We start from the raw sequence: 20995 nt of genomic DNA, 5'->3' as shown, positions 1-20995 counted from the left end.
GTGAAAGTGTTGACTGTTTTCGGCACCAGACCTGAAGCCATCAAAATGGCACCGCTGGTACATGCCCTGGCTCAGGATGAAGCCTTTGAATCAAGAGTCTGCGTGACGGCACAGCATCGTGAGATGTTGGATCAGGTATTGCGGTTATTTGAAATAGTGCCTGATTACGACTTGAATATCATGAAGCCCGGTCAGGGATTGAGTGAGATTACCTGCCGTATTCTGGAAGGTCTGAAAGGCGTTCTCGAGGAGTTCAAACCGGACGTAGTGCTGGTTCATGGTGACACTACCACGACGCTAGCGACGAGTCTGGCGGCGTTTTATCAGCGTATTCCCGTAGGACACGTTGAGGCAGGTCTGCGCACCGGCAACCTTTATTCGCCGTGGCCAGAAGAAGCTAACCGTAAGCTGACCGGCCATCTGGCGATGTATCACTTCGCTCCGACGGAAAATTCGCGTCAGAATCTGTTGCGGGAACTGCTGCCGGACGATCATATTTTCGTCACCGGTAACACGGTGATCGACGCGCTGTTCTGGGTACGCGATCGGGTGATGGGTGATACCGCATTGCATGACAGCCTGGCACAGCGTTATCCGTTCCTGGATGCCAATAAGAAATTGATTCTGGTTACAGGCCACCGTCGCGAAAGCTTTGGTGGCGGTTTTGAGCGGATCTGCAGCGCGCTTGCAGAAATTGCACGCACGCATCCCGATGTGCAGGTGGTGTATCCGGTGCATCTCAATCCAAATGTCAGCGAGCCGGTCAACCGCATTTTGAAAGGGATCGATAATATTATTCTGATCGATCCGCAAGATTATTTGCCCTTCGTGTATCTGATGGCCAAGTCTTATTTGATCCTGACCGATTCTGGCGGCATTCAGGAAGAGGCGCCGTCATTGGGCAAACCTGTGCTGGTAATGCGTGACACCACCGAGCGACCGGAAGCGGTAGATTCAGGCACGGTGCGTCTGGTGGGCACCGACGTGGCAAAAATTGTCGACGCCGTAACCCGCTTGCTGACGGATGAAAGTGAATATCACGCCATGAGCCGGGCGCATAACCCTTACGGTGACGGGCATGCCTGCCAGCGTATTCTTGAAGCTTTGAAGAACCATCAGGTGACACTATGAGTTTTAACACTATTTCAGTTATCGGCCTGGGTTATATCGGCCTGCCAACAGCGGCGGCGTTCGCCTCCCGTAAGAAAAAAGTGGTGGGCGTAGATGTTAACCAACATGCGGTAGATACCATCAATCGCGGCGCGATCCATATCGTGGAACCCGACCTGGATAAAGTGGTGAAAGACGCGGTCGATGGCGGTTATCTGCAAGCCGTAACTCAACCTCTTGCCGCAGATGCTTTCTTGATCGCGGTGCCAACGCCGTTTAAAGGCGATCATGAGCCGGATCTGGCTTATGTCGAAGCTGCGGCAAAATCCCTGGCTCCGGTGCTGAAAAAGGGCGATCTGGTTATTTTGGAGTCGACCTCTCCGGTCGGCGCCACCGAACAGATGGCCCAGTGGCTGGCCGAGGCGCGTAGCGATCTCAGCTTCCCTCAGCAGGCAGGTGAGTCTGCCGACGTGAACATCGCTTACTGCCCAGAGCGTGTGTTGCCAGGGCAGGTGATGGTTGAGCTGATTCAGAACGACCGCGTTATTGGTGGCATGACGCCAAAATGCTCAGAGCGTGCCAGCACGCTGTATAAAATTTTCCTCGAAGGTGAGTGCGTCATTACCAATTCGCGCACCGCTGAGATGTGCAAACTGACCGAAAACAGCTTCCGCGATGTGAACATCGCGTTTGCCAATGAACTGTCGCTGATTTGCGCGGAACAGGGCATCAACGTGTGGGAGCTTATCCGGCTGGCGAATCGCCATCCGCGGGTAAATATTCTGCAACCAGGCCCTGGTGTTGGAGGCCATTGTATCGCGGTCGATCCGTGGTTCATTGTCTCGCAAAATCCGCAGCAGGCGCGTTTGATCCATACTGCGCGCCTGGTGAATGACGGAAAACCGCTGTGGGTGGTGGATCGCGTTAAGGCGGCGGTTGCTGACTGCCTGGCGGCGACCGACAAGCGTGCATCCGAAGTGAAAATTGCCTGCTTTGGTTTAGCCTTTAAGCCAAATATCGACGATCTGCGCGAAAGCCCTGCGGTTGAAGTGGCACACCTGATTGCCGATTGGCACGTTGGTGAAACGCTTGTCGTTGAGCCTAACGTTGAGCAGTTGCCGAAATCACTGGCGGGCCATGTGACGCTGAAAACGCTGCCTGACGCATTGCAACAGGCAGATGTGATCGTGATGTTGGTCGATCACAAGCAGTTCAAGGCAATTAAGCCGGAAGAAATAAAACAAACATGGGTTGTGGATACCAAAGGGGTATGGCGTTGAAACGTATTTTAGTCACTGGTGGGGCTGGCTTTATTGGCTCAGCGGTCGTGAGGCACATCATCGAAGCTACGCAGGACAGCGTCCTGGTGGTAGACAAACTCACCTACGCGGGCAATCTGGAGTCGCTCTCGGTGGTTGCCGATAACGAACGCTATTCGTTTGAACAGGTGGATATTTGCGATCGTTCGGCATTGGATCGGGTATTTGCCCAGTATCAGCCGGACGTGATCATGCACCTGGCGGCGGAAAGCCATGTTGACCGTTCTATCGATGGCCCGGCGGCATTTATTGAAACCAACGTGGTGGGTACCTACACCATGTTGGAGGCGGCCCGCCATTATTGGCAACCGCTGGATGCAGAGAAGAAGCAGAGTTTCCGTTTTCATCACATCTCCACCGATGAAGTGTATGGCGATCTGCACGGTACGGACGATTTGTTCACTGAAACCACGCCTTACTCGCCGAGCAGCCCCTATTCGGCCTCCAAGGCGTCCAGCGATCATCTGGTCCGCGCCTGGTTGCGTACCTATGGCTTGCCGACGCTGGTCACCAACTGTTCCAATAATTACGGCCCATATCACTTCCCGGAGAAGCTGATCCCGCTGGTGATCCTCAATGCCGTGGCCGGTAAACCCTTACCGGTGTATGGCGATGGCGCACAGGTGCGTGATTGGCTGTATGTTGAAGATCATGCGCGTGCATTATACCAGGTGGTTACCGAAGGCGTGGTCGGTGAGACCTACAATATCGGTGGCCACAATGAGCGCAAGAATATTGAAGTCGTGCATACCATTTGCGATCTGCTGGAAGAGTTGGCACCGAATAAACCACAGGGCGTGGGGAAATACCGTGACCTGATTACTTACGTCAAGGATCGTCCGGGCCACGATATGCGTTATGCGATCGATGCCGGAAAAATTGACCGGGAGCTGGGCTGGCGCCCACAGGAAACCTTTGAAAGCGGTATCCGCAAAACGGTTTCTTGGTATCTGAACAATGAAACCTGGTGGCGTCGTGTTCAGGACGGTTCCTATGCGGGTGAACGTTTAGGTTTATCAGACTAAATACAGCGAGGCCGTTACCTGAGTGGCGGTCCTGCAGATTTTTGGAGTAAGTATGAAAGGCATTATTCTGGCTGGCGGTTCCGGTACCCGTTTGCACCCTATTACCCGTGGCGTATCCAAGCAACTGTTGCCTATTTACGATAAGCCGATGATTTATTACCCGATGTCGGTGCTGATGTTGGCTGGTATCCGCGACATTTTGATTATTTCTACCCCGGAAGATTTGCCTTCGTTCCAGCGCTTGTTGGGGAGCGGCGATCAGTTTGGTGTGAATCTCAGCTATGCCGCACAACCGAAGCCAGAAGGCTTGGCTCAGGCGTTCTTGATTGGTGAAGAGTTCATCAATGGAGACTCCTGTTGTTTAGTGTTGGGGGATAACATCTTCTTCGGCCAATCTTTCAGCCCTAAACTGAAAACTGTCGCGACGCGTACCGAAGGTGCAACGGTATTTGGCTATCAGGTGATGGATCCCGATCGCTTCGGTGTGGTGGAGTTTGACGAGAATTTCCGCGCATTGTCGATTGAAGAAAAACCGAAAAAGCCTAAATCTGACTGGGCAGTGACCGGCTTGTACTTCTACGACAAGCAGGTTGTGGAATTTGCTAAACAGGTGAAACCTTCGGAGCGTGGTGAGTTGGAAATCACCAGCATTAACCAGATGTATCTGGAGCGTGGTGAACTGACCGTTGAACTGCTAGGCCGTGGTTTTGCCTGGCTGGATACCGGTACCCACGACAGCTTGCTGGAAGCCAGTAGCTTTGTGCAGACGGTAGAAAAACGTCAGGGCTTCAAAATCGCCTGTCTGGAAGAGATTGCCTGGCGTAACGGTTGGCTGGATGATAAAGGCCTGAAGCGTGCCGCCAGCGCACTATCCAAAACCGGTTACGGCAAGTATTTGCTGGATCTACTGCATGTACGTCCACGCCACTATTGATCCCTTAGCATGGGAATCTGAGTTTTTCGCCCTTACTAGCGCAAAACTCAACTTTTCCGATACGGCCCCGGCGCTAGCCGAGGCCGATCTGGCTGGCTGGGCTTTGGTACAGGCCAAAATCCCGGCACATCAAACAGCGTGGGCCGACGGACTGGCTCAGCTAGGTTTTCAATTGGTTGAGGGTGAAGTTGACCTGGTGCTGAATGTCGGCACGGAATGTGCTTCATCGATAAATATGTCTCCGCAGCGCATCCGCCTGGCTGTGCCTACCGATATTCCGGCGCTGCGTGCTGCCGCGGCACGCGTGTTCACCGCCAGCCGTTTCCGTGCCCCTTGGTATGATGTCCAAGACAGCGGCCGTTTCTATGCCGCCTGGATCGAAAAGGCGGTCTTGGGGACGTTTGACCATCAATGTCTATTGGCGCTGGACGATACTGGGCAACCGGAAGGTTTCGTCAGTCTGCGTGATATCGGTCACCAGGAGGCCCGCATTGGCCTGCTGGCGGCGTTTCCAGGAGCCTCAGGCAGAGGCATCGGTTCGCGATTGATGGCTGCGGCCATTGCTGAGTGTCGATCACTGAAGCGTCTGCGGGTTGCGACCCAACTGGGTAATATCGCGGCGTTACGGCTCTATCAACGACAGGGTGCTGTGATTGAAAGCACCTCGTATTGGTTATACAGAGGAAAACATGATCCCATTTAACGCACCACCGGTTGTTGGTACCGAACTTGACTATATGCAGGCTGCGATGGGCAGTGGCAAGCTGTGTGGTGACGGTGGATTTACCCGCCGCTGCCAGCAATGGATGGAACAGCGGTTTGGTAGCCCGAAGGTGTTGTTGACGCCATCTTGCACCGCGTCGCTGGAAATGGCGGCAATCCTGCTGGATATCCAGCCGGGCGATGAAGTGATCATGCCGAGTTTTACCTTTGTTTCAACGGCTAACGCTTTTGTGCTTCGGGGCGCCACCGTGGTGTTTGTCGATCTGCGTCCAGACACCATGAACATCGATGAAACTAAAATCGAAGCCGCGATCACCGACAAGACCCGCGCTATTGTGCCGGTACATTATGCTGGCGTAGCCTGTGAAATGGACACCATCATGGCGCTGGCGAAAAAGTATAACCTGTTCGTGGTGGAAGATGCCGCGCAAGGCGTGATGTCTACCTACAAAGGGAAGGCGCTTGGCACCATCGGCCATATTGGCTGCTTTAGCTTCCACGAAACCAAAAATTACACTGCGGGTGGGGAAGGCGGTGCCACGCTGATTAACGATCCGGCGCTGATCGACCGGGCGGAGGTCATCCGTGAGAAAGGCACCAACCGCAGCCAGTTCTTCCGTGGTCAAGTGGATAAGTACACCTGGCGTGATATTGGCTCGAGCTACCTGATGTCAGACCTGCAAGCGGCCTATCTCTGGGGGCAACTTGAAGCGGCCGATCGCATCAACCACCGTCGCCTGGCGTTGTGGCAACAGTATCACGACAGCCTCCTGCCATTAGCCAAAGCGGGTCGGATCGTTCTGCCGACTATCCCGACGGGCTGCGTACAAAATGCGCATATGTTCTATATCAAATTGCGCGATATTGAGGACCGCACGGCGTTTATCAATTATTTGAAAGAAGCCGAAATCATGGCGGTATTCCATTATATTCCGCTACACGCGTGCCCAGCGGGCGATCGCTTCGGTCGTTTTGCCGGTGAAGATCGCTTCACCAGCCAAGAGAGTGCACGTCTGGTCCGTTTGCCATTGTTCTACAATATGTCTGATGTCACTCAACGCACGGTGATCAATACCATTCTTAACTTCTGCGCTTGATATGTCACTGGCAAAAGCGTCGATTTGGACTGCCGGCTCTACGCTAATCAAGATTGGCGTAGGGCTGTTGGTGGTGAAACTGCTGGCAGTGGCGTTTGGTCCCAGCGGGGTTGGGCAAGCGGGTAACTTCCGCCAGTTGATTACCGTGTTGGGCGTGTTGTCCGGCGCCGGGATTTTTAACGGTATCACTAAATACGTTGCCGAATATCATCAGGATCCACAACGGCTGCGGCTGGCTGTTGGCACGGCATCGACTATCGTTCTGGGTTTTTCCACGCTGTTGGCACTGGTGTTTCTGTTCGCGGCTGAACCCATCAGTATCGGGTTGTTCGGCCATGCTGAGTATGTGAACGTGGTGCGGGCGGTGGCGTTTATACAGATGGGCATTGCCTACGCCAACCTGTTTATGGCGGTGCTGAAGGGCTATCGTGATGCGATGGGCAACGCACTGGCGGTGATTGCCGGCAGCTTGATTGGTGTCGTGGCGTACTACCTGTGCTTTACGCTCGGGGGTTATGAAGGCGCACTGGCAGGGTTGGCGCTGGTGCCTGCACTCGTGGTGTTGCCCGCAGGCTTTATGTTGTGGCGACGCAAAACCCTGCCGCTGCGCTATTTGGCGCTGGCATGGGACAAGGCATTAGCCAGCCATCTTGGCAAGTTCACTATTATGGCGTTGATCACGTCGGTGACGCTGCCAGTGGCCTACGTGATGATGCGTAACTTGCTGGCGAGCCATTACAGCTGGGATGAAGTGGGGATTTGGCAGGGGGTGAGCAGTATCTCCGATGCTTACCTCCAGTTTATCACCGCTTCATTTACCGTTTATCTGTTACCCACGTTGTCACGGTTGAAGGAAAAAAACGCCATCTCGCAGGAGATCGTGCGTTCACTTAAATTTGTGCTGCCTGCGGTGGTCGCGGTAAGTTTCACCGTCTGGCTGTTACGTGATTTCGCCATCTGGCTACTGTTTACGGACAAGTTCATCGCGATGCGCGATCTGTTTGCCTGGCAGCTGGTGGGGGACGTATTGAAAGTTGGCGCTTATGTGTTTGGCTACCTGGTTATTGCCAAAGCGTCGCTGCGTTTTTATATCCTGACCGAAGTCAGTCAGTTCCTGCTGTTGACGCTGTTCTCGCATTGGTTGATACCCTTGCACGGTGCGTTGGGCGCGACGCAGGCTTACATGGCAACCTACATCGTGTATTTCGCGCTCTGTAGCTGCGTATTTATTCTTTATCGTAGACGAGTATGACCACACTGATTCACGTATTGGGATCTGATATCCCGCATCACAATCAGACGGTGCTGCGTTTCTTCAACGACGTGTTGGCGAAGCGCCTGCCGTCCGATCAGACGCGCCATTTCATGGTAGCGGCGAAAGACGCCGCTGCGCTAGGGTCGTTCCCCGATCTGAACATTGAAAGCTATCCGGACAAAAAAAGTCTGGCGATGGCGGTCATTGCCCGTGCTCAGGCCGATCGCAACCAGCGTTTCTTCCTGCATGGCCAATTTAACCCTACGTTGTGGCTGGCATTGTTAAGTGGGAAGATCAAAGCGCATCAGGTGAGCTGGCACATCTGGGGGGCCGATCTTTATGAAGACGCCACCAGTTGGAAATTCCGTCTGTTCTATTTACTGCGCCGTATTGCGCAGGGCCGGGTGGGGCACGTGTTCGCCACCCGTGGTGACGTCATCCACTATCAGCAGCGCCATGCGCGTGTGCCTGCTTCTCTGCTGTATTTCCCGACACGGATGGATCCGGCGTTAACCGGCATTAACGTAGAGAAAAACCTGGCTGGCCCAATGACCATTCTGGTAGGGAATTCGGGCGATCGTACCAACCGGCATGTGGAGGCGCTGAAAGCGATTCATCAGCAGTTTGGTGCCGATGTTCGAGTGATCTTGCCGATGGGGTATCCGGCCAATAACGAGGCTTACATTGAGCAAGTACGTGCAGCCGGGCTGGCGTTATTTAGCGCCAGGAACCTGCAGATACTGACGCAGCAGGTGGCATTTGACGATTACCTGAATATCCTGCGTGAGTGCGATCTCGGTTACTTCATCTTTAACCGTCAGCAGGGTATTGGCACCCTGTGTCTGCTGATCCAGTTCGGTGTGCCGTTCGTCCTGAGTCGACAGAACCCATTCTGGCAGGATCTGGCCGAGCAGCATCTGCCGGTGCTGTTTTATGGCGACTCACTGGATGAGGCGGTGGTACGAGAAGCGCAACGCCAATTGGCATCGGTGGATAAGCAGGCGATCGCCTTCTTCAATCCTAACTACGTTGATGGCTGGCAGCAGGCATTAACCCTGGCAGCAGGGGAGCAGTCATGACGCTGGCGCAATTTGGCGGGTTATTTGTTGTCTACCTGATAGGCGTGTTGTTTGTTCTGACATTGACCTATCAGGAGTTCCGGCGCGTCCGCTTTAACTTCAACGTGTTTTTTTCGCTGCTGTATCTGCTGACGTTTTACTTCGGTTTCCCACTGACGTGCTTGCTGGTATTTCAGTTCGACGTTGAGGTGGTGCCTGTGGAGTTCCTGCTGTACGCCATTCTCTCCGCCACTGCGTTTTATGCGATTTACTACGTCAGCTATAAAACCCGGTTGCGAAAGCGTAGCGTGCAGCCGCGTAAGCCGGTATTTACCATGAACCGGGTGGAAACCAACCTGACGTGGGTATTGCTGGCGTTAGTCGCCATTGTCACTGTTGGCATTTTCTTTATGCAAAACGGTTTCTTGCTGTTCAAGCTCAATTCCTACAGCCAGATTTTCTCCAGTGATGTATCTGGCGTGGCGCTCAAGCGGTTCTTCTATTTCTTTATCCCGGCGATGCTGGTGGTCTACTTCCTGAAACAAGATTTGCGTGCCTGGTTCTTTTTCCTGGCGGCAACGGTCGCTTTTGGCATTTTGACCTACGTGATTGTCGGTGGGACTCGCGCCAATATCATTATTGCCTTCTCGCTATTTCTGTTCATCGGCATTGTGCGGGGATGGATCTCGTTGTGGATGCTGGTAGCCGCCGGGGTGTTTGGTATCGTTGGTATGTTCTGGTTGGCATTGAAGCGCTACAGCCTGGACGTCAGCGGCCCCGAGGCGTTTTATACGTTCCTCTATCTGACGCGTGATACGTTCTCGCCGTGGGAAAACCTGGCGTTACTGCTGCAAAATTACGACAAGATTGATTTCCAGGGCCTGGCACCTATAGTGCGTGATTTCTACGTCTTTATTCCGGCGTGGCTCTGGCCGGGGCGACCGGATACCGTGCTAAATACCGCCAACTACTTCACCTGGGAAGTGTTGAATAACCATTCAGGCCTGGCAATTTCACCGACGCTGATCGGTTCGTTGGTGGTCATGGGGGGCGCGCTGTTCATTCCGGTTGGCGCGGTCTTGGTGGGTATGATTATCAAATGGTTCGACTGGCTGTATGAGATGGGCAAAAGCGAGCCGAACCGTTATAAGGCTGCCATATTGCAGAGTTTCTGCTTCGGCGCGGTATTCAACATCATCGTGTTGGCTCGCGAGGGCGTGGATTCGTTTGTCTCACGCGTGGTGTTCTTCTGCCTTATTTTTGGTGCCTGTTTGCTGATGGCAAAATTGCTGTACTGGTTGTTTGACACTGCTGGCTTGATTAAGGCGCGTGTGCTGCGTTCGCGCACGCTGAGAGCGCCTGCGTCATCCGTTCAGGCCGACAGCCTTTTGTAAGGTAAGGGTAATAATAAGATGGAAGTAAAAATCTCGGTCCCCAAATATGAGCTGCGCGGTTTCAGCCTCTGGGGATTTCGCGATATGGCACAGTGCATGGATTTTCTCTTTGACGGTGGCCGGGTAAAACAGGGCACGTTAGTTGCCATGAATGCCGAAAAGATTCTGACGGCCGAACAGGATGCAGAACTCCATGCTCTGCTGGACGAAGCGGAATATAAGTACGCCGACGGCATCAGCATGGTTCGGTCTATCCGTCGTAAATATCCGGGTGCCGATGTGTCTCGCGTCGCGGGAGCCGACTTATGGGAAGCATTGATGCAACGCGCGGGGCGTGAGGGTACGCCAGTGTTCCTGATTGGCGGCAAGCCGTCGGTATTGGCGGAAACGGAACAGAAGCTGCGTAGCCAGTGGAACGTTAATCTGGTCGGTAGCCAAGATGGTTACTTCAAACCTGAACAACGTGAAGCGCTGTTTGAGCGGATTCGCGCCAGTGGCGCGGCCATTGTGACGGTTGCCATGGGATCGCCGAAACAGGAAATCTTGATGCGAGACTGTCGCAAGATCCATCCAAAAGCGCTCTATATGGGGGTTGGCGGGACCTACGACGTGTTTACTGGGCACGTAAAACGTGCACCAAAGATCTGGCAAAACCTCGGTCTGGAGTGGCTGTATCGGCTGTTGAGCCAACCGAGCCGCCTTGGCCGCCAGCTGAAATTGCTCAAGTTTGTTGGCTACTACTATCGCGGTAAGATGTAATCACGACGTTGGGGCGGATTATTCCGCCCTGATGCAACAAATTGTTCAAATAACCTGCTTTATGGCTGTTTATCCAGCGTCTCTATAACCTCAGTTCCTAAACTCCCCTGCATTTATTCCATAAAGTTTTAAATTGCGGTTTGCTTATAGCGGCAAAATGCGAAACGATACCGCCCTGAAATTATCCCCAGCTGTTGGCGCCAGATATGGCCGCACTGAACGACGTTTTTCTCCGCCGTAAGATTGCCTCGATCGCCAGTTGATGTCCGTCACCGCGACGGGAGATGATTTACGCTATTTTTAATTAAAACAATAACGACCGGTAACGGCCGGCATGCAAACACAATCAAAAAAATAATACTGAGGATTTATGGCACACAAAGAAAAACCGCAAGGTCTACATCGGGGGCTGGAAGCCCGGCATATCGAGCTGATTGCGCTGGGTGGCACCATTGGGGTCGGTCTGTTTATGGGCTCCGCCAGCACGCTGAAATGGGCCGGGCCGTCGGTATTATTGGCTTATATCATCGCCGGGTTGTTCGTGTTCTTTATTATGCGTTCGATGGGCGAAATGCTGTTCCTTGAGCCGGTCGCGGGCTCTTTTGCCGTTTATGCGCATAAATACATGAGCCCGTATTTTGGCTACCTGACGGCCTGGGGCTATTGGTTTATGTGGATTGCCGTTGGTATCTCAGAAATCACCGCCATTGGGGTCTACGTGCAGTTCTGGTTCCCGGAGATCCCGCAATGGATACCCGCGCTGATTGCCGTGGCGATGGTCGCGCTGGCTAACGTGGCGGCGGTGCGCCTGTACGGCGAGCTGGAGTTTTGGTTTGCCATGATTAAGGTGACTACCATCATTGTGATGATTCTGGTCGGGCTGGGGGTGATCTTGTTTGGCTTCGGCAATGGGGGGCAGCCTATCGGCTTTGCCAACCTGACAGAGCACGGCGGTTTCTTTGCCGGTGGCTGGAAGGGCTTCCTGTTTGCGCTCTGTATTGTCGTGGCGTCCTATCAGGGGGTTGAGCTGGTTGGCATCACCGCCGGTGAGGCCAAGAACCCGCAGGTGACGTTAAAACGCGCGATTAACAATATCCTGTGGCGCATCCTGATTTTCTATGTTGGTGCCATTTTCGTCATTGTCACCATCTTCCCATGGAACGGTATCGGCACCACCGGCAGCCCGTTTGTACTGACCTTTGCCAAAATCGGTATCGTTGCTGCCGCGGGTATCATTAACTTCGTGGTGTTGACCGCTGCGCTTTCTGGCTGCAATAGCGGTATGTATAGTGGGGGGCGCATGCTGTACGCGTTGGCCAAGAACCGTCAACTGCCGGCCTCACTGACCAAGCTGTCTGCCAGCGGCGTGCCGGTGAACTGTATTGCTGTGACCATCGCCTGTCTGTTGGTCGGCTCTGGCCTGAATTATTTGATCCCCAATCCGCAGGCGGTGTTCGTTTATGTCTATAGCGCCAGCGTACTGCCGGGTATGGTGCCGTGGTTTGTGGTGTTGATTAGCCAACTGTATTTCCGTCGTGCTCATAAGGAAGCGATCAAAACCCACAGCTTTAAGTCGATTATGTTCCCCTATGTGAACTATTTGACCATCGCTTTCCTGGTCTGCGTGCTGATCGGCATGGGAATTAACCCGGATACCCGCATTTCTCTGCTGGTTGGTGCGATATTCTTAGCGGCAGTCAGCCTGTGCTACTTTGCTTTCGGTATGCACAAGAAACATCATCCGGCTGAAAAACGGACAGAAACCCAGTAATAAGCGGTGAAAAGGGGCTACGGATAGCCCTTTCCTGCGCAGGAGTGAGCAAAGCGTAATCAAACGCAACATTTCTGCGAAAAAGCACTAGACAGGATTAGGTTAAAACCGTAGTATCCCCTCCCGCAACGGCGCTATGCGCCCGTAGCTCAGCTGGATAGAGCGCTGCCCTCCGGAGGCAGAGGTCTCAGGTTCGAATCCTGTCGGGCGCACCATTAAGTTTGTGTGCAAGAGCTGCGGTGGTAGTATTACCGCGTGAAGTAGTAAGAAGTAGAAATGGTGGCTATAGCTCAGTTGGTAGAGCCCTGGATTGTGATTCCAGTTGTCGTGGGTTCGAGTCCCATTAGCCACCCCACTTCCTAAGAGAAGTGAAGAATTTTAAGCTGTTTTGTGACTGTGCGAAGGTGGCGGAATTGGTAGACGCGCTAGCTTCAGGTGTTAGTGTTCTTACGGACGTGAGGGTTCAAGTCCCTCTCTTCGCACCACACACAAAATGTCTAATAAATTTAATATTTACATAGACATAAGCGATAAAATTTAGTAGTATCTGCAACAAGAAATCGGCGAGTAGCGCAGCTTGGTAGCGCAACTGGTTTGGGACCAGTGGGTCGGAGGTTCGAATCCTCTCTCGCCGACCACATTCAAAGAAACCGACGAAAGTCGGTTTTTTTACGCCTGGAGTTTATGGGATGAGGCAAAACTGTCTGGAACAGTTTTGAACAGCGCTTTAGCGTTGGCCCGTAGGGCAAGCATCGAAGATGCGCGTAATTCTCTCTCGGCGACCACATTCAGAAAAGCCCGTTCAGCAATGAGCGGGCTTTTCGCTTTCTGCTATTCGGCCAACTGTCCCAGCGCTGTTTAATGTTTTCGCCGCACTCTCGCAGGCGTGTTGGTTTTCCACGACAATCGCATGGTGCATTGTCGCCAGGATGAGACATATAATGCATTGATTTATATATATAAAAATCGCTTTAGCTTAAGTCGTCGTTATAAGGCGACATATCTTCTGGCATAGCGTGATGGAGCGGATAACAGGTGGCTGAAAGCACGATGCATGTTAGTGTGATTAAATCTGTTTTAATTCAGTGTGATAGATGAAATGTTTATAAACATTGATGCTGTTTGAAAAAGTTGGCACGCCAAGTGCAATATCTACCTCGTAGATGCTCATTCCACTTCTTATGTTCGCCTTAGGCTTCATAAACCCTGGGAATGACGCAGAGCCGATTTAGGGTGCCTATTGCCCACCAGAACGATGTCAGCGTTGCTTACAGCCACTGACATCACACTCCGGGCATAACGTTGAGTGAGGCACCGCCCCTGTTGTCCTAGACCTGATTGCTTTTTTATACACTTGCCACCGCGGCAAGTGTTTTTTTTTGCCCATACCCTTCATACTTGAACCTGCATCGGTCTTGGCTGCGTTTGTGCACCCCAGTCACTTACCTGAGTAAGCTCCTGGGGATTTACAAACTTGCCGCCGTGATTCAGCTCCAATTATTTCGGGTATACATCGTTGCCATACTTGAAGCTGCATCTGTGTCGCTGCGTTTGTGCGCCTCAGACATAGGATAAAGAGAATAAAAAAAAGCGCGCCGAGTGGCGCGCCTTGAAGACAAAGCATTGTCGCGTTAGTCGCCGTTTTGCTTCAGAGTCAACATTAGACCTTCACGTCGCATCTGAGCTGCCTCATCTGAACGGTGCAGCTTATCCAGCACGTCAGCCAGCCAGGCATAATCGTAGGCATCCGGGCGTTGTTTCAATGCTTCCCGCAATGCATCGGCGGCCTGTTGCCATTCACCGTGTTTCATCAACAACTGCCCCAGCGTGCTGTTTAGCAGCGGTGTGGCACCGTGTTGTTTCACTTGCTGACGCAACGCTTTCTCCAGCTGCTGTGGATTCCCTGACTTCAAACGAGGGATCAGCAACACCAGTCGCTCGTCATATTGACGTTTCAGGCTGTCGAGCACGATTTCCTGTGCTAATTCGTGATCATTGCATTCGATCAGATGTTCTACCATCGCAATTTGCAACGGAACTTCATGGCGGGTTTTACGGCTTTGATCTTTCCACCAACGCTTCAGGCCGTCGCTGCCTTCATCTGCCATTGCCTGATTCATCAGGCCAATATAAGCCTGTTGCTGCAATGCTTGCAGTTCAGCTTCGGTATGCAGATTGATCTTGCTCATCGATGGCAAGATCTCAAGCAATGAGGCAAAGGCACCGGTACGCAGATAAGCCATTTCCGCCAGTCTTAACACTTCTGGGTGACGGGGCGCTTGGTTTAGCAGGCGATCGACACCGTGACGCGCAGCATGGTTTTCACCCTGTGCGAGTTGAATGCGTACGCGAGTAATGTCTACCGGCAACTGATCGGTGTCGGCGGCTTCGGCGGCGCGTTCCAGATATTGATTGGTGCGGAAGTCGTCGCCGCGTTGCTGTGCAGCTTCGGCGGCCAAGAGGTAGTTTACGACCGGCTGCTCCGCGTGATCCGCGTTGCGCGTCAGCAGTTTCTCAACTTGTTTGTAATCACCTTCGGCCAGTTTGATCAGTGCAGCCTTGGTTTGCTTGCGAGCACGGGTGCGCTTACGGCCGATAAACCAGCCACGGGTACGGGCTCCTGTACGGAAGAGGCGGCGCAGGATCCATTCGATCACCAACAGCACCACAAACAACAAGACGCCCATGATCACCAGACCGGTGACACTGGTTTCAATGTTGTAGTTATCGGTCTGAATCAGCACATAGCCCTGATGGCCGGCCAACATCGGCCCAACCACCACACTGGCAATTAACACCAGGAACAGAAATAGCACGCGTAACATGGCTTATCCCTCCTGGTGGGCTGCAGGGGACTGGGCCATCAGATTACGCACCCGGGTCTGCATCAGTTTTTCCAGCAGTGGCTGGCTTTTCAGGTGGTCCGGCACGTCCATTGTGATCGACTGCTGGCTCAGCGCATCCAACTCTTCCAGGAACGCTTTCGTGGCGGGATCGGTGGTATCGAAGTACGCGCGGACCCACGTAGAAATGGTTTCCAGCGACTGTTTATACACTTCGTTTTGATGGCGTGGGATTGCCTGGGCGGCAACTAACAGGCGTGAGCGAATATTTTCGCGCAGGTAAATGTCCTGATTCGGTGCCAGCAAGGGCTCTGCACTGCTATCACGGCGGCGGACCGTAATAAAGTCGGCCATAAAGTTATGCCAGCTTTTCGCCAGGTTTTGCCGCCATTCGCCGATAGAACTGGACAGCTCGGTGCTGTCTTGGTCCATTGGCGCTTCGTCACGGTCGTTATCCGCCAGGCGCAGATTATCAACCTGGTTGGAGAGCTGATTGGTTTTGAGAATGATGCCATCGAAATCTACCTGGGTAAGGGTAGATAGCGTGCTGATATCTTCGGTGATGGCGCGACGAACCTCGAGCAGGCTTGGGTCGTTCATGTCAGCCAGGCTGGCGTCAGCGCTTTTTAGCAAGGCTGCGGCGGTCGTGACGTCCTGATCGCTCCACAGTTTACGCCCGGCCATTTTCACCAAGAAGTCGGCCTGCGCCAGCAACCAGGTTTTGGCGTCGCTGCCGGAAATAATGGCGACTTTTTCTTGCAGCTCATTAAGCTGGCGTGCCAGGGTCGCTTGCTCACGATCGGCAGCATCCAGCGTTTTACCCTGTTGCTGCAGCAGCCCTTCCAGCGCCCCTCTTTCTTGCTGTTGGCTCTGTTTCAGGGCTTCAAGCTGCTGCTGCAAGGTTTGATTGGCGGCAATGAGCTGCTGTGCTTGTCGATGTGTGTGGTAATAACCGCCGGCGGCCAAAGCAATAACCAGCACGATGGCAATTGCGCCTAATACCGGGCCGGTATTTTTACCTTTGCGCTTGTCAGCGTCTGGCTGCTGGGGGCTCTCAACCGCTGTGGTTGGCTCTTCAACCGGTGCGGATGGGGTATTTTGTTCCGTCATAGTGGCACATCCCATAGTCAGGTTTATTGTAGCGCGCGGATCAGCGCGTCATTATCGGCATTATCAGCTACCCGAATTGTGCTCCAGCCCAATTCCTGGGCGAGGGTAGCCAAACGTTCACTGACGACGACCAGGCGGCAACGTAATAGCCACGAAGAACGGTAGTAATCAGGAACTAAAGTATAGAGCTGTTGTAACATTTCACCGCTGGTGACGACCAGTGTATCAACACCGGCGCGCTGCCAGTGGGCGCTTTGTTCGCTACCATCATAATGCACCGGGCTACGTTGATAACATTCATAATAGCTGACGGCTGCGCCACGCTCGCTCAAGGTATTGCCGAGCAGCTCGCGTCCACCGTTGCCGCGTAGGATCAGTGCCTGTTTGCCGTCGAGTTTCTGTAAGGCAGGCAGTAGCAACAAGGTTTCGCTGATCTCCTGCTCACGTGGGTACTCCACCGGCAGGCTGGTGATCCGGTGCATCGCCAGCGCGGTGGTGCGGCCGATAGCATAATAGGTCAGTCTGGCGGGCCATGACAGCCCGACGCGGCCCATCACCGAGTTGGCGTAGCTCACCGAGTGCTGAGACAGGATAAACACCAGATCGCCATCGTTAAGCTGCTGCAATGCCTGTGGCAATTTTGGCAGATCGCCGCCGGGGGCGAAATCGATCAGCGGTGCATGATAGGCAACCCGGCCGAGCGCGCGCAGTCGGCTTACCAGTTCTTCTCCTGACGGAGAGGGGCGGGTCACCAGTATCGTCATGCCGGGGGATTTCCCTGATAAACATCCTGCAAAATTTCACGTGCGCCTTTCGCCAGCAGCTCTTCTGCCAGCTCAACGCCCATCTGTTCAGCTTGTGCTGCCGGGCCGTGACGCTCGCCGCGTACCATCTGGCTGCCATCGGGGGAGCCGACCAGCGCCCGTAGCCACAGGCTATTGCCATCCAGCTCGGCATAGCTGCCGATGGGTACCTGACAACCGCCTTCCAAACGGGTGTTCATCGCACGTTCTGCGCGCACACGGATTTCGGTTGCCGCGTGATTGAGCGGCGCCAACAAGGCGCGGGTAGTTTCATCGTCGAGGCGGCACTCAATGCCGACAGCACCCTGACCGACAGCCGGAAGGCATTCTTCCGGGGTCAGCGGGCTGCGGATACGCTGTTCCAGCCCCAGGCGATTCAGCCCCGCGACGGCCAGAATAATGGCGTCGTAATCGCCGTTATCCAGTTTTGCCAGGCGTGTTCCGACATTACCGCGTAGATCGCGCACGATCAGATCCGGGCGGCGCTCACGCAATTGGCACTGACGGCGTAGGCTGGACGTGCCGACTACGCTGCCGTGCGGCAGTTGATCGAGCGAGTCGAAACGGTTGGAAACAAATGCGTCGCGCGGATCGTCACGCTCACAAATGGTCACCAAACCCAGACCCTCGGGAAAATCGACCGGGACGTCTTTCATCGAATGGACGGCGATATCCGCACGGCCATCCAATAACGCCAATTCAAGTTCCTTAACAAACAGCCCTTTACCACCGACTTTCGCCAGTGGTGTATCCAGAATAATGTCGCCCCGCGTAACCATTGGCACCAGTTCGACCTGTAGGCCCGGGTGGCTGGCCATCAGTCGCTGCTGCACATAATGTGCTTGCCAGAGAGCGAGTGGGCTTTGGCGGGTGGCAATTCGAATAATTTTGTCTAACATGGTTGTTACCGTTTTTATAATTCGCTATTCATCCTACCACTGAGTACGAAAAGTGTCAGTGCAAGAAGCCACAGGCGGATAAAGGACAACGGAATCAACGGGACGTGTGATGTATTTTGGGGCAGTTAACACTGCGGGTAAATCGTTTAGAGTGGCGCTACAATAATAGTGAAGCGTTACTTCCTTTACGGTCAATCAGCAAGGTGTTAAATTGATCACGTTTCCAGCAATAAGTTGCCAAATATTCTTCCAACACTAACGGCGCTTATGGAATACGGGTTTTTTTCTAAACACCGGGATAATCAGGCGAGACGTCTTGTACCTCTACATCGAGACACTGAAGCAGAGACTGGATGCGATCAATCAATTACGAATCGATCGCGCCCTAGCGGCCATGAAGCCCGCGTTCCAACGGGTATACAGTCTGCTGCCTACCTTATTGCACCACCACCACCCACTGATGCCAGGTTATCTGAACGGTAACGTTCCCCATGGCGTTTGCCTCTACACGCCTGATGAAACCCAGCAAGAATACCTCAACGATTTAGAAGACAAATGGGGCAGCCCGTTTGATAAGCTGGCCAGCGGTGAACTGCCGATTACCGGGGTTTACTCCATGGGCAGCACCTCGTCGATCGGTCAAAGTTGCAGTTCGGATCTCGACATCTGGGTATGCCACCAGTCTTGGCTGGACAACGAAGAACGCAATCGTCTGCAACAGAAATGCAGCCTATTGGAAAAATGGGCTGCGTCGATGGGGGTTGAGGTTAGCTTCTTCCTGATCGACGAAAACCGCTTCCGTCACAACGAAAGCGGCAGTCTGGGTGGTGAAGACTGTGGCTCTACCCAGCATATTTTGCTGTTGGACGAGTTTTATCGCACCGCGGTGCGGCTGGCCGGCAAACGCATTTTATGGAATATGGTGCCGGGCGAAGAAGAAGCGCATTACGATGAATATGTGCTGTCGCTGTACTCGCAAGGGGCGTTAACGCCGAACGAATGGCTGGATCTCGGCGGCCTGAGTACGCTGTCGGCAGAGGAATACTTTGGTGCCAGCCTGTGGCAACTGTATAAAAGTATCGACTCGCCGTACAAAGCGGTACTGAAAACCCTGCTGCTGGAAGCCTATTCCTGGGAATACCCCAATACGCAGCTGTTGGCGATGGGCATCAAGCAGCGTCTGCATCAGGGCGAGATCGTCTGCTTTGGTCTCGACGCTTACTGTATGATGCTTGAACGCGTCACGCATTATCTGACTGAAATCAACGACACTACCCGCCTCGATCTGGTCCGCCGCTGCTTCTATCTCAAAGTCTGTGAAAAATTGTCGCGTGCCAATGCTTGCGTTGGCTGGCGTCGTGAAATTCTCAGCCAGCTGGTTAGCGAATGGGGCTGGGACGAAGAGCGCCTGGCGATCCTGGATAATCGCGCCGGCTGGAAAATCGAACGGGTACGTGAAGCGCACAACGAACTGTTGGACGCGATGATGCAAAGCTATCGCAACCTGATCCGTTTCGCCCGTCGTAACAATCTTAGCGTCAGCGCCAGCCCGCAGGATATTGGCGTGCTGACCCGTAAGCTGTATGCCGCGTTTGAAGCCCTGCCTGGCAAGGTAACGCTGGTGAACCCGCAGATTTCGCCAGATCTGTCGGAAGACGACTTAACCTTCATTCATGTCCCGGTTGGCCGCGCCAACCGTACCGGCTGGTATCTGTACAATCAAGCTCCGGCCATGGACTCTATCGTCAGCCATCAGCCGCTCGAATATAACCGCTATCTGAATAAATTGGTGGCCTGGGCCTATTTCAACGGCCTGCTGACGCCGAAGACCCGGCTGCACATCAAAAGCGGTAACCTGTGCGACACGGCCAAACTGCAGGAGCTGGTGGCCGACGTGTCGCACCACTTCCCGCTGCGGCTGGCAGCGCCTACGCCAAAAGCGCTGTACAGCCCGTGTGAAATCCGCCATTTGGCGATTATCGTCAATCTGGAAAACGATCCGACCGCAGCCTTCCGTAATCAGGTGGTGCATTTCGATTTCCGTAAGCTCGATGTGTTCAGTTTTGGCCAGCAGCAGCAATGTTTGGTAGGCAGTATCGATCTGCTGTACCGCAATTCGTGGAACGAAGTGCGTACTTTGCATTTCAGCGGTGAGCAATCGGTGTTGGAAGCGTTGAAGACTATTCTTGGCAAAATGCATCAGGATGCCGCTCCGCCGGAGTCGGTCGAGGTGTTCTGCTATAGCCAGCATTTGCGCGGCCTCATCCGTACGCGTATACAGCAGCTGGTTTCTGAATGCATTGAGCTGCGCTTGTCCAGCACACGCCTGGAACCGGGTCGTTTCAAAGCGGTTCGCGTTGCCGGACAAACATGGGGCTTGTTCTTCGAGCGCCTGAGCGTGTCGGTGCAGAAGTTGGAAAATGCGGTGGAATTCTACGGCGCCATTTCGAACAACAAATTGCATGGTCTGTCGATCAAAGTAGAAACCGATCAGGTGCATTTGCCTCCGGTAGTGGATGGCTTTGCCAGTGAAGGGATCATCCAGTTCTTCTTCGAAGACACGTCGGACGATAAAGGCTTTAACATCTATATTCTGGATGAGTCTAACCGGGTCGAGGTGTACCACCATTGTGAAGGCAGTAAAGAGGAGCTGGTACGCGATGTCAGCCGGTTCTACTCTTCCTCACATGACCGCTTCACGTACGGTTCAAGCTTTATCAACTTCAACCTGCCCCAGTTTTATCAGATCGTGCAGCTCGATGGCCGCACTCAGGTCATCCCGTTCCGCAGCAATGTATTGTCGAGCCTGTGCGTTCCCCTGACCGAGGGTGCAACGCTGCCGCTGAAGCAGCAGTTTCAATTGCATTGATTTCACAGGGGCTCAACGTGCTGAGC

At 53.5% G+C, this 20995-nt stretch carries 16 protein-coding genes and 4 tRNA genes; 16 read left to right on the top strand and 4 right to left on the bottom strand.

Features of this window, described 5'->3' with window-relative positions; translation table 11 throughout:
• From wecB to ACI2J2_RS18665, 15 genes are all read left to right on the top strand, one after another.
• The gene (wecB, locus tag ACI2J2_RS18735; RefSeq protein WP_209637839.1) at window positions 1–1131 is read left to right on the top strand and encodes a non-hydrolyzing UDP-N-acetylglucosamine 2-epimerase; all 1131 of its coding nucleotides are present in this window, start codon (window positions 1–3) and stop codon (window positions 1129–1131) included.
• Entirely contained in the window at window positions 1128–2390 is a 1263-nt protein-coding gene (gene wecC, locus ACI2J2_RS18730) for a UDP-N-acetyl-D-mannosamine dehydrogenase (RefSeq protein WP_404760598.1), read from the top strand. Before wecB ends, wecC begins: the two co-directional genes overlap by 4 nt.
• A complete protein-coding gene (gene rffG / locus ACI2J2_RS18725; RefSeq protein ID WP_265556416.1) occupies window positions 2381–3454 on the top strand; it encodes a dTDP-glucose 4,6-dehydratase in 1074 nt (357 codons plus the stop codon). Before wecC ends, rffG begins: the two co-directional genes overlap by 10 nt.
• Before the next feature lie 52 nt (window positions 3455–3506).
• Window positions 3507–4388: a glucose-1-phosphate thymidylyltransferase RfbA gene (gene rfbA, locus ACI2J2_RS18720; protein WP_404760597.1), complete on the top strand. Its 882-nt coding sequence runs from the start codon at window positions 3507–3509 to the stop codon at window positions 4386–4388.
• Window positions 4366–5091, top strand: a complete 726-nt coding sequence (gene rffC / locus ACI2J2_RS18715; protein WP_404760596.1) for a dTDP-4-amino-4,6-dideoxy-D-galactose acyltransferase — start codon at window positions 4366–4368, stop codon at window positions 5089–5091. The genes rfbA and rffC overlap by 23 nt, the downstream gene beginning before the upstream one ends.
• Window positions 5078–6208 (top strand): dTDP-4-amino-4,6-dideoxygalactose transaminase, encoded by a 1131-nt coding sequence (gene rffA / locus ACI2J2_RS18710; protein ID WP_209637829.1) that lies wholly within the window; start codon window positions 5078–5080, stop codon window positions 6206–6208. Before rffC ends, rffA begins: the two co-directional genes overlap by 14 nt.
• 1 nt (window position 6209) lies before the next feature.
• Window positions 6210–7460, top strand: coding sequence for a lipid III flippase WzxE (wzxE, locus tag ACI2J2_RS18705; protein ID WP_404760595.1), 1251 nt, complete (start codon window positions 6210–6212; stop codon window positions 7458–7460).
• Window positions 7457–8542 carry a TDP-N-acetylfucosamine:lipid II N-acetylfucosaminyltransferase gene (locus ACI2J2_RS18700; protein WP_209637825.1) on the top strand — a complete coding sequence of 362 codons (1086 nt, stop codon included), beginning with the start codon at window positions 7457–7459 and terminating at the stop codon, window positions 8540–8542. The genes wzxE and ACI2J2_RS18700 overlap by 4 nt, the downstream gene beginning before the upstream one ends.
• On the top strand, window positions 8539–9915 hold the full coding sequence (gene wzyE, locus ACI2J2_RS18695; RefSeq protein ID WP_209637822.1) for an ECA oligosaccharide polymerase: 1377 nt from the start codon (window positions 8539–8541) through the stop codon (window positions 9913–9915). Before ACI2J2_RS18700 ends, wzyE begins: the two co-directional genes overlap by 4 nt.
• 18 nt (window positions 9916–9933) lie before the next feature.
• Complete coding sequence (gene wecG, locus ACI2J2_RS18690) at window positions 9934–10674, top strand: lipopolysaccharide N-acetylmannosaminouronosyltransferase (RefSeq protein ID WP_209637820.1); 741 nt, start codon at window positions 9934–9936, stop codon at window positions 10672–10674.
• A 370-nt stretch (window positions 10675–11044) separates the two neighbouring features.
• Window positions 11045–12445, top strand: a complete 1401-nt coding sequence (locus ACI2J2_RS18685; protein WP_404760594.1) for an amino acid permease — start codon at window positions 11045–11047, stop codon at window positions 12443–12445.
• A 138-nt stretch (window positions 12446–12583) separates the two neighbouring features.
• Window positions 12584–12660: transfer RNA gene (locus ACI2J2_RS18680), tRNA-Arg, on the top strand.
• Window positions 12661–12724: 64 nt separating this feature from the next.
• Window positions 12725–12800, top strand: a tRNA-His gene (locus ACI2J2_RS18675).
• A gap of 43 nt (window positions 12801–12843) precedes the next feature.
• Window positions 12844–12930, top strand: a tRNA-Leu gene (locus ACI2J2_RS18670).
• Between the two features lie 76 nt (window positions 12931–13006).
• Window positions 13007–13083: transfer RNA gene (locus ACI2J2_RS18665), tRNA-Pro, on the top strand.
• Between the two features lie 993 nt (window positions 13084–14076).
• On the opposite strand, the gene hemY is transcribed toward ACI2J2_RS18665, so the two are convergent.
• From hemY to hemC, 4 genes are read right to left on the bottom strand one after another with little or no spacing between them, the layout of a single operon-like run.
• Window positions 14077–15270: a protoheme IX biogenesis protein HemY gene (gene hemY / locus ACI2J2_RS18660; RefSeq protein WP_265556408.1), complete on the bottom strand. Its 1194-nt coding sequence runs from the start codon at window positions 15268–15270 to the stop codon at window positions 14077–14079.
• A 3-nt stretch (window positions 15271–15273) separates the two neighbouring features.
• Window positions 15274–16398 carry a uroporphyrinogen-III C-methyltransferase gene (gene hemX, locus ACI2J2_RS18655; protein WP_209637814.1) on the bottom strand — a complete coding sequence of 375 codons (1125 nt, stop codon included), beginning with the start codon at window positions 16396–16398 and terminating at the stop codon, window positions 15274–15276.
• A gap of 23 nt (window positions 16399–16421) precedes the next feature.
• A complete protein-coding gene (hemD, locus tag ACI2J2_RS18650) occupies window positions 16422–17162 on the bottom strand; it encodes a uroporphyrinogen-III synthase (protein ID WP_209637813.1) in 741 nt (246 codons plus the stop codon).
• Entirely contained in the window at window positions 17159–18100 is a 942-nt protein-coding gene (gene hemC / locus ACI2J2_RS18645; protein ID WP_265556407.1) for a hydroxymethylbilane synthase, read from the bottom strand. The genes hemD and hemC overlap by 4 nt, the downstream gene beginning before the upstream one ends.
• Before the next feature lie 316 nt (window positions 18101–18416).
• On the opposite strand from hemC, the gene ACI2J2_RS18640 reads away from it, so the two are divergent.
• Window positions 18417–20969, top strand: a complete 2553-nt coding sequence (locus ACI2J2_RS18640; protein WP_209637809.1) for a class I adenylate cyclase — start codon at window positions 18417–18419, stop codon at window positions 20967–20969.
• Window positions 20970–20995 lie beyond the last annotated feature (26 nt).

Origin of the sequence: Serratia sp. NPDC087055 (assembly GCF_044900985.1) — a bacterium.
Classification (GTDB): domain Bacteria; phylum Pseudomonadota; class Gammaproteobacteria; order Enterobacterales; family Enterobacteriaceae; genus Serratia.
The sequence above is the reverse complement of the archived record's forward strand: the minus strand, read 5'-3'. Positions and strand labels throughout refer to the sequence as shown.

Bases quoted from the DNA above. Each gene is read 5' to 3' on its own strand.
- wecC (WP_404760598.1), top strand. From the start codon at position 1,128: ATGAGTTTTAACACTATTTCAGTTATCGGCCTGGGTTATATCGGCCTG.
- rffG (WP_265556416.1), top strand. From the start codon at position 2,381: ATGGCGTTGAAACGTATTTTAGTCACTGGTGGGGCTGGCTTTATTGGC.
- rfbA (WP_404760597.1), top strand. From the start codon at position 3,507: ATGAAAGGCATTATTCTGGCTGGCGGTTCCGGTACCCGTTTGCACCCT.
- rffC (WP_404760596.1), top strand. From the start codon at position 4,366: ATGTACGTCCACGCCACTATTGATCCCTTAGCATGGGAATCTGAGTTT.
- rffA (WP_209637829.1), top strand. From the start codon at position 5,078: ATGATCCCATTTAACGCACCACCGGTTGTTGGTACCGAACTTGACTAT.
- wzxE (WP_404760595.1), top strand. From the start codon at position 6,210: ATGTCACTGGCAAAAGCGTCGATTTGGACTGCCGGCTCTACGCTAATC.
- ACI2J2_RS18700 (WP_209637825.1), top strand. From the start codon at position 7,457: ATGACCACACTGATTCACGTATTGGGATCTGATATCCCGCATCACAAT.
- wzyE (WP_209637822.1), top strand. From the start codon at position 8,539: ATGACGCTGGCGCAATTTGGCGGGTTATTTGTTGTCTACCTGATAGGC.
- wecG (WP_209637820.1), top strand. From the start codon at position 9,934: ATGGAAGTAAAAATCTCGGTCCCCAAATATGAGCTGCGCGGTTTCAGC.
- ACI2J2_RS18685 (WP_404760594.1), top strand. From the start codon at position 11,045: ATGGCACACAAAGAAAAACCGCAAGGTCTACATCGGGGGCTGGAAGCC.
- hemY (WP_265556408.1), bottom strand. From the start codon at position 15,270: ATGTTACGCGTGCTATTTCTGTTCCTGGTGTTAATTGCCAGTGTGGTG.
- hemX (WP_209637814.1), bottom strand. From the start codon at position 16,398: ATGACGGAACAAAATACCCCATCCGCACCGGTTGAAGAGCCAACCACA.
- hemD (WP_209637813.1), bottom strand. From the start codon at position 17,162: ATGACGATACTGGTGACCCGCCCCTCTCCGTCAGGAGAAGAACTGGTA.
- hemC (WP_265556407.1), bottom strand. From the start codon at position 18,100: ATGTTAGACAAAATTATTCGAATTGCCACCCGCCAAAGCCCACTCGCT.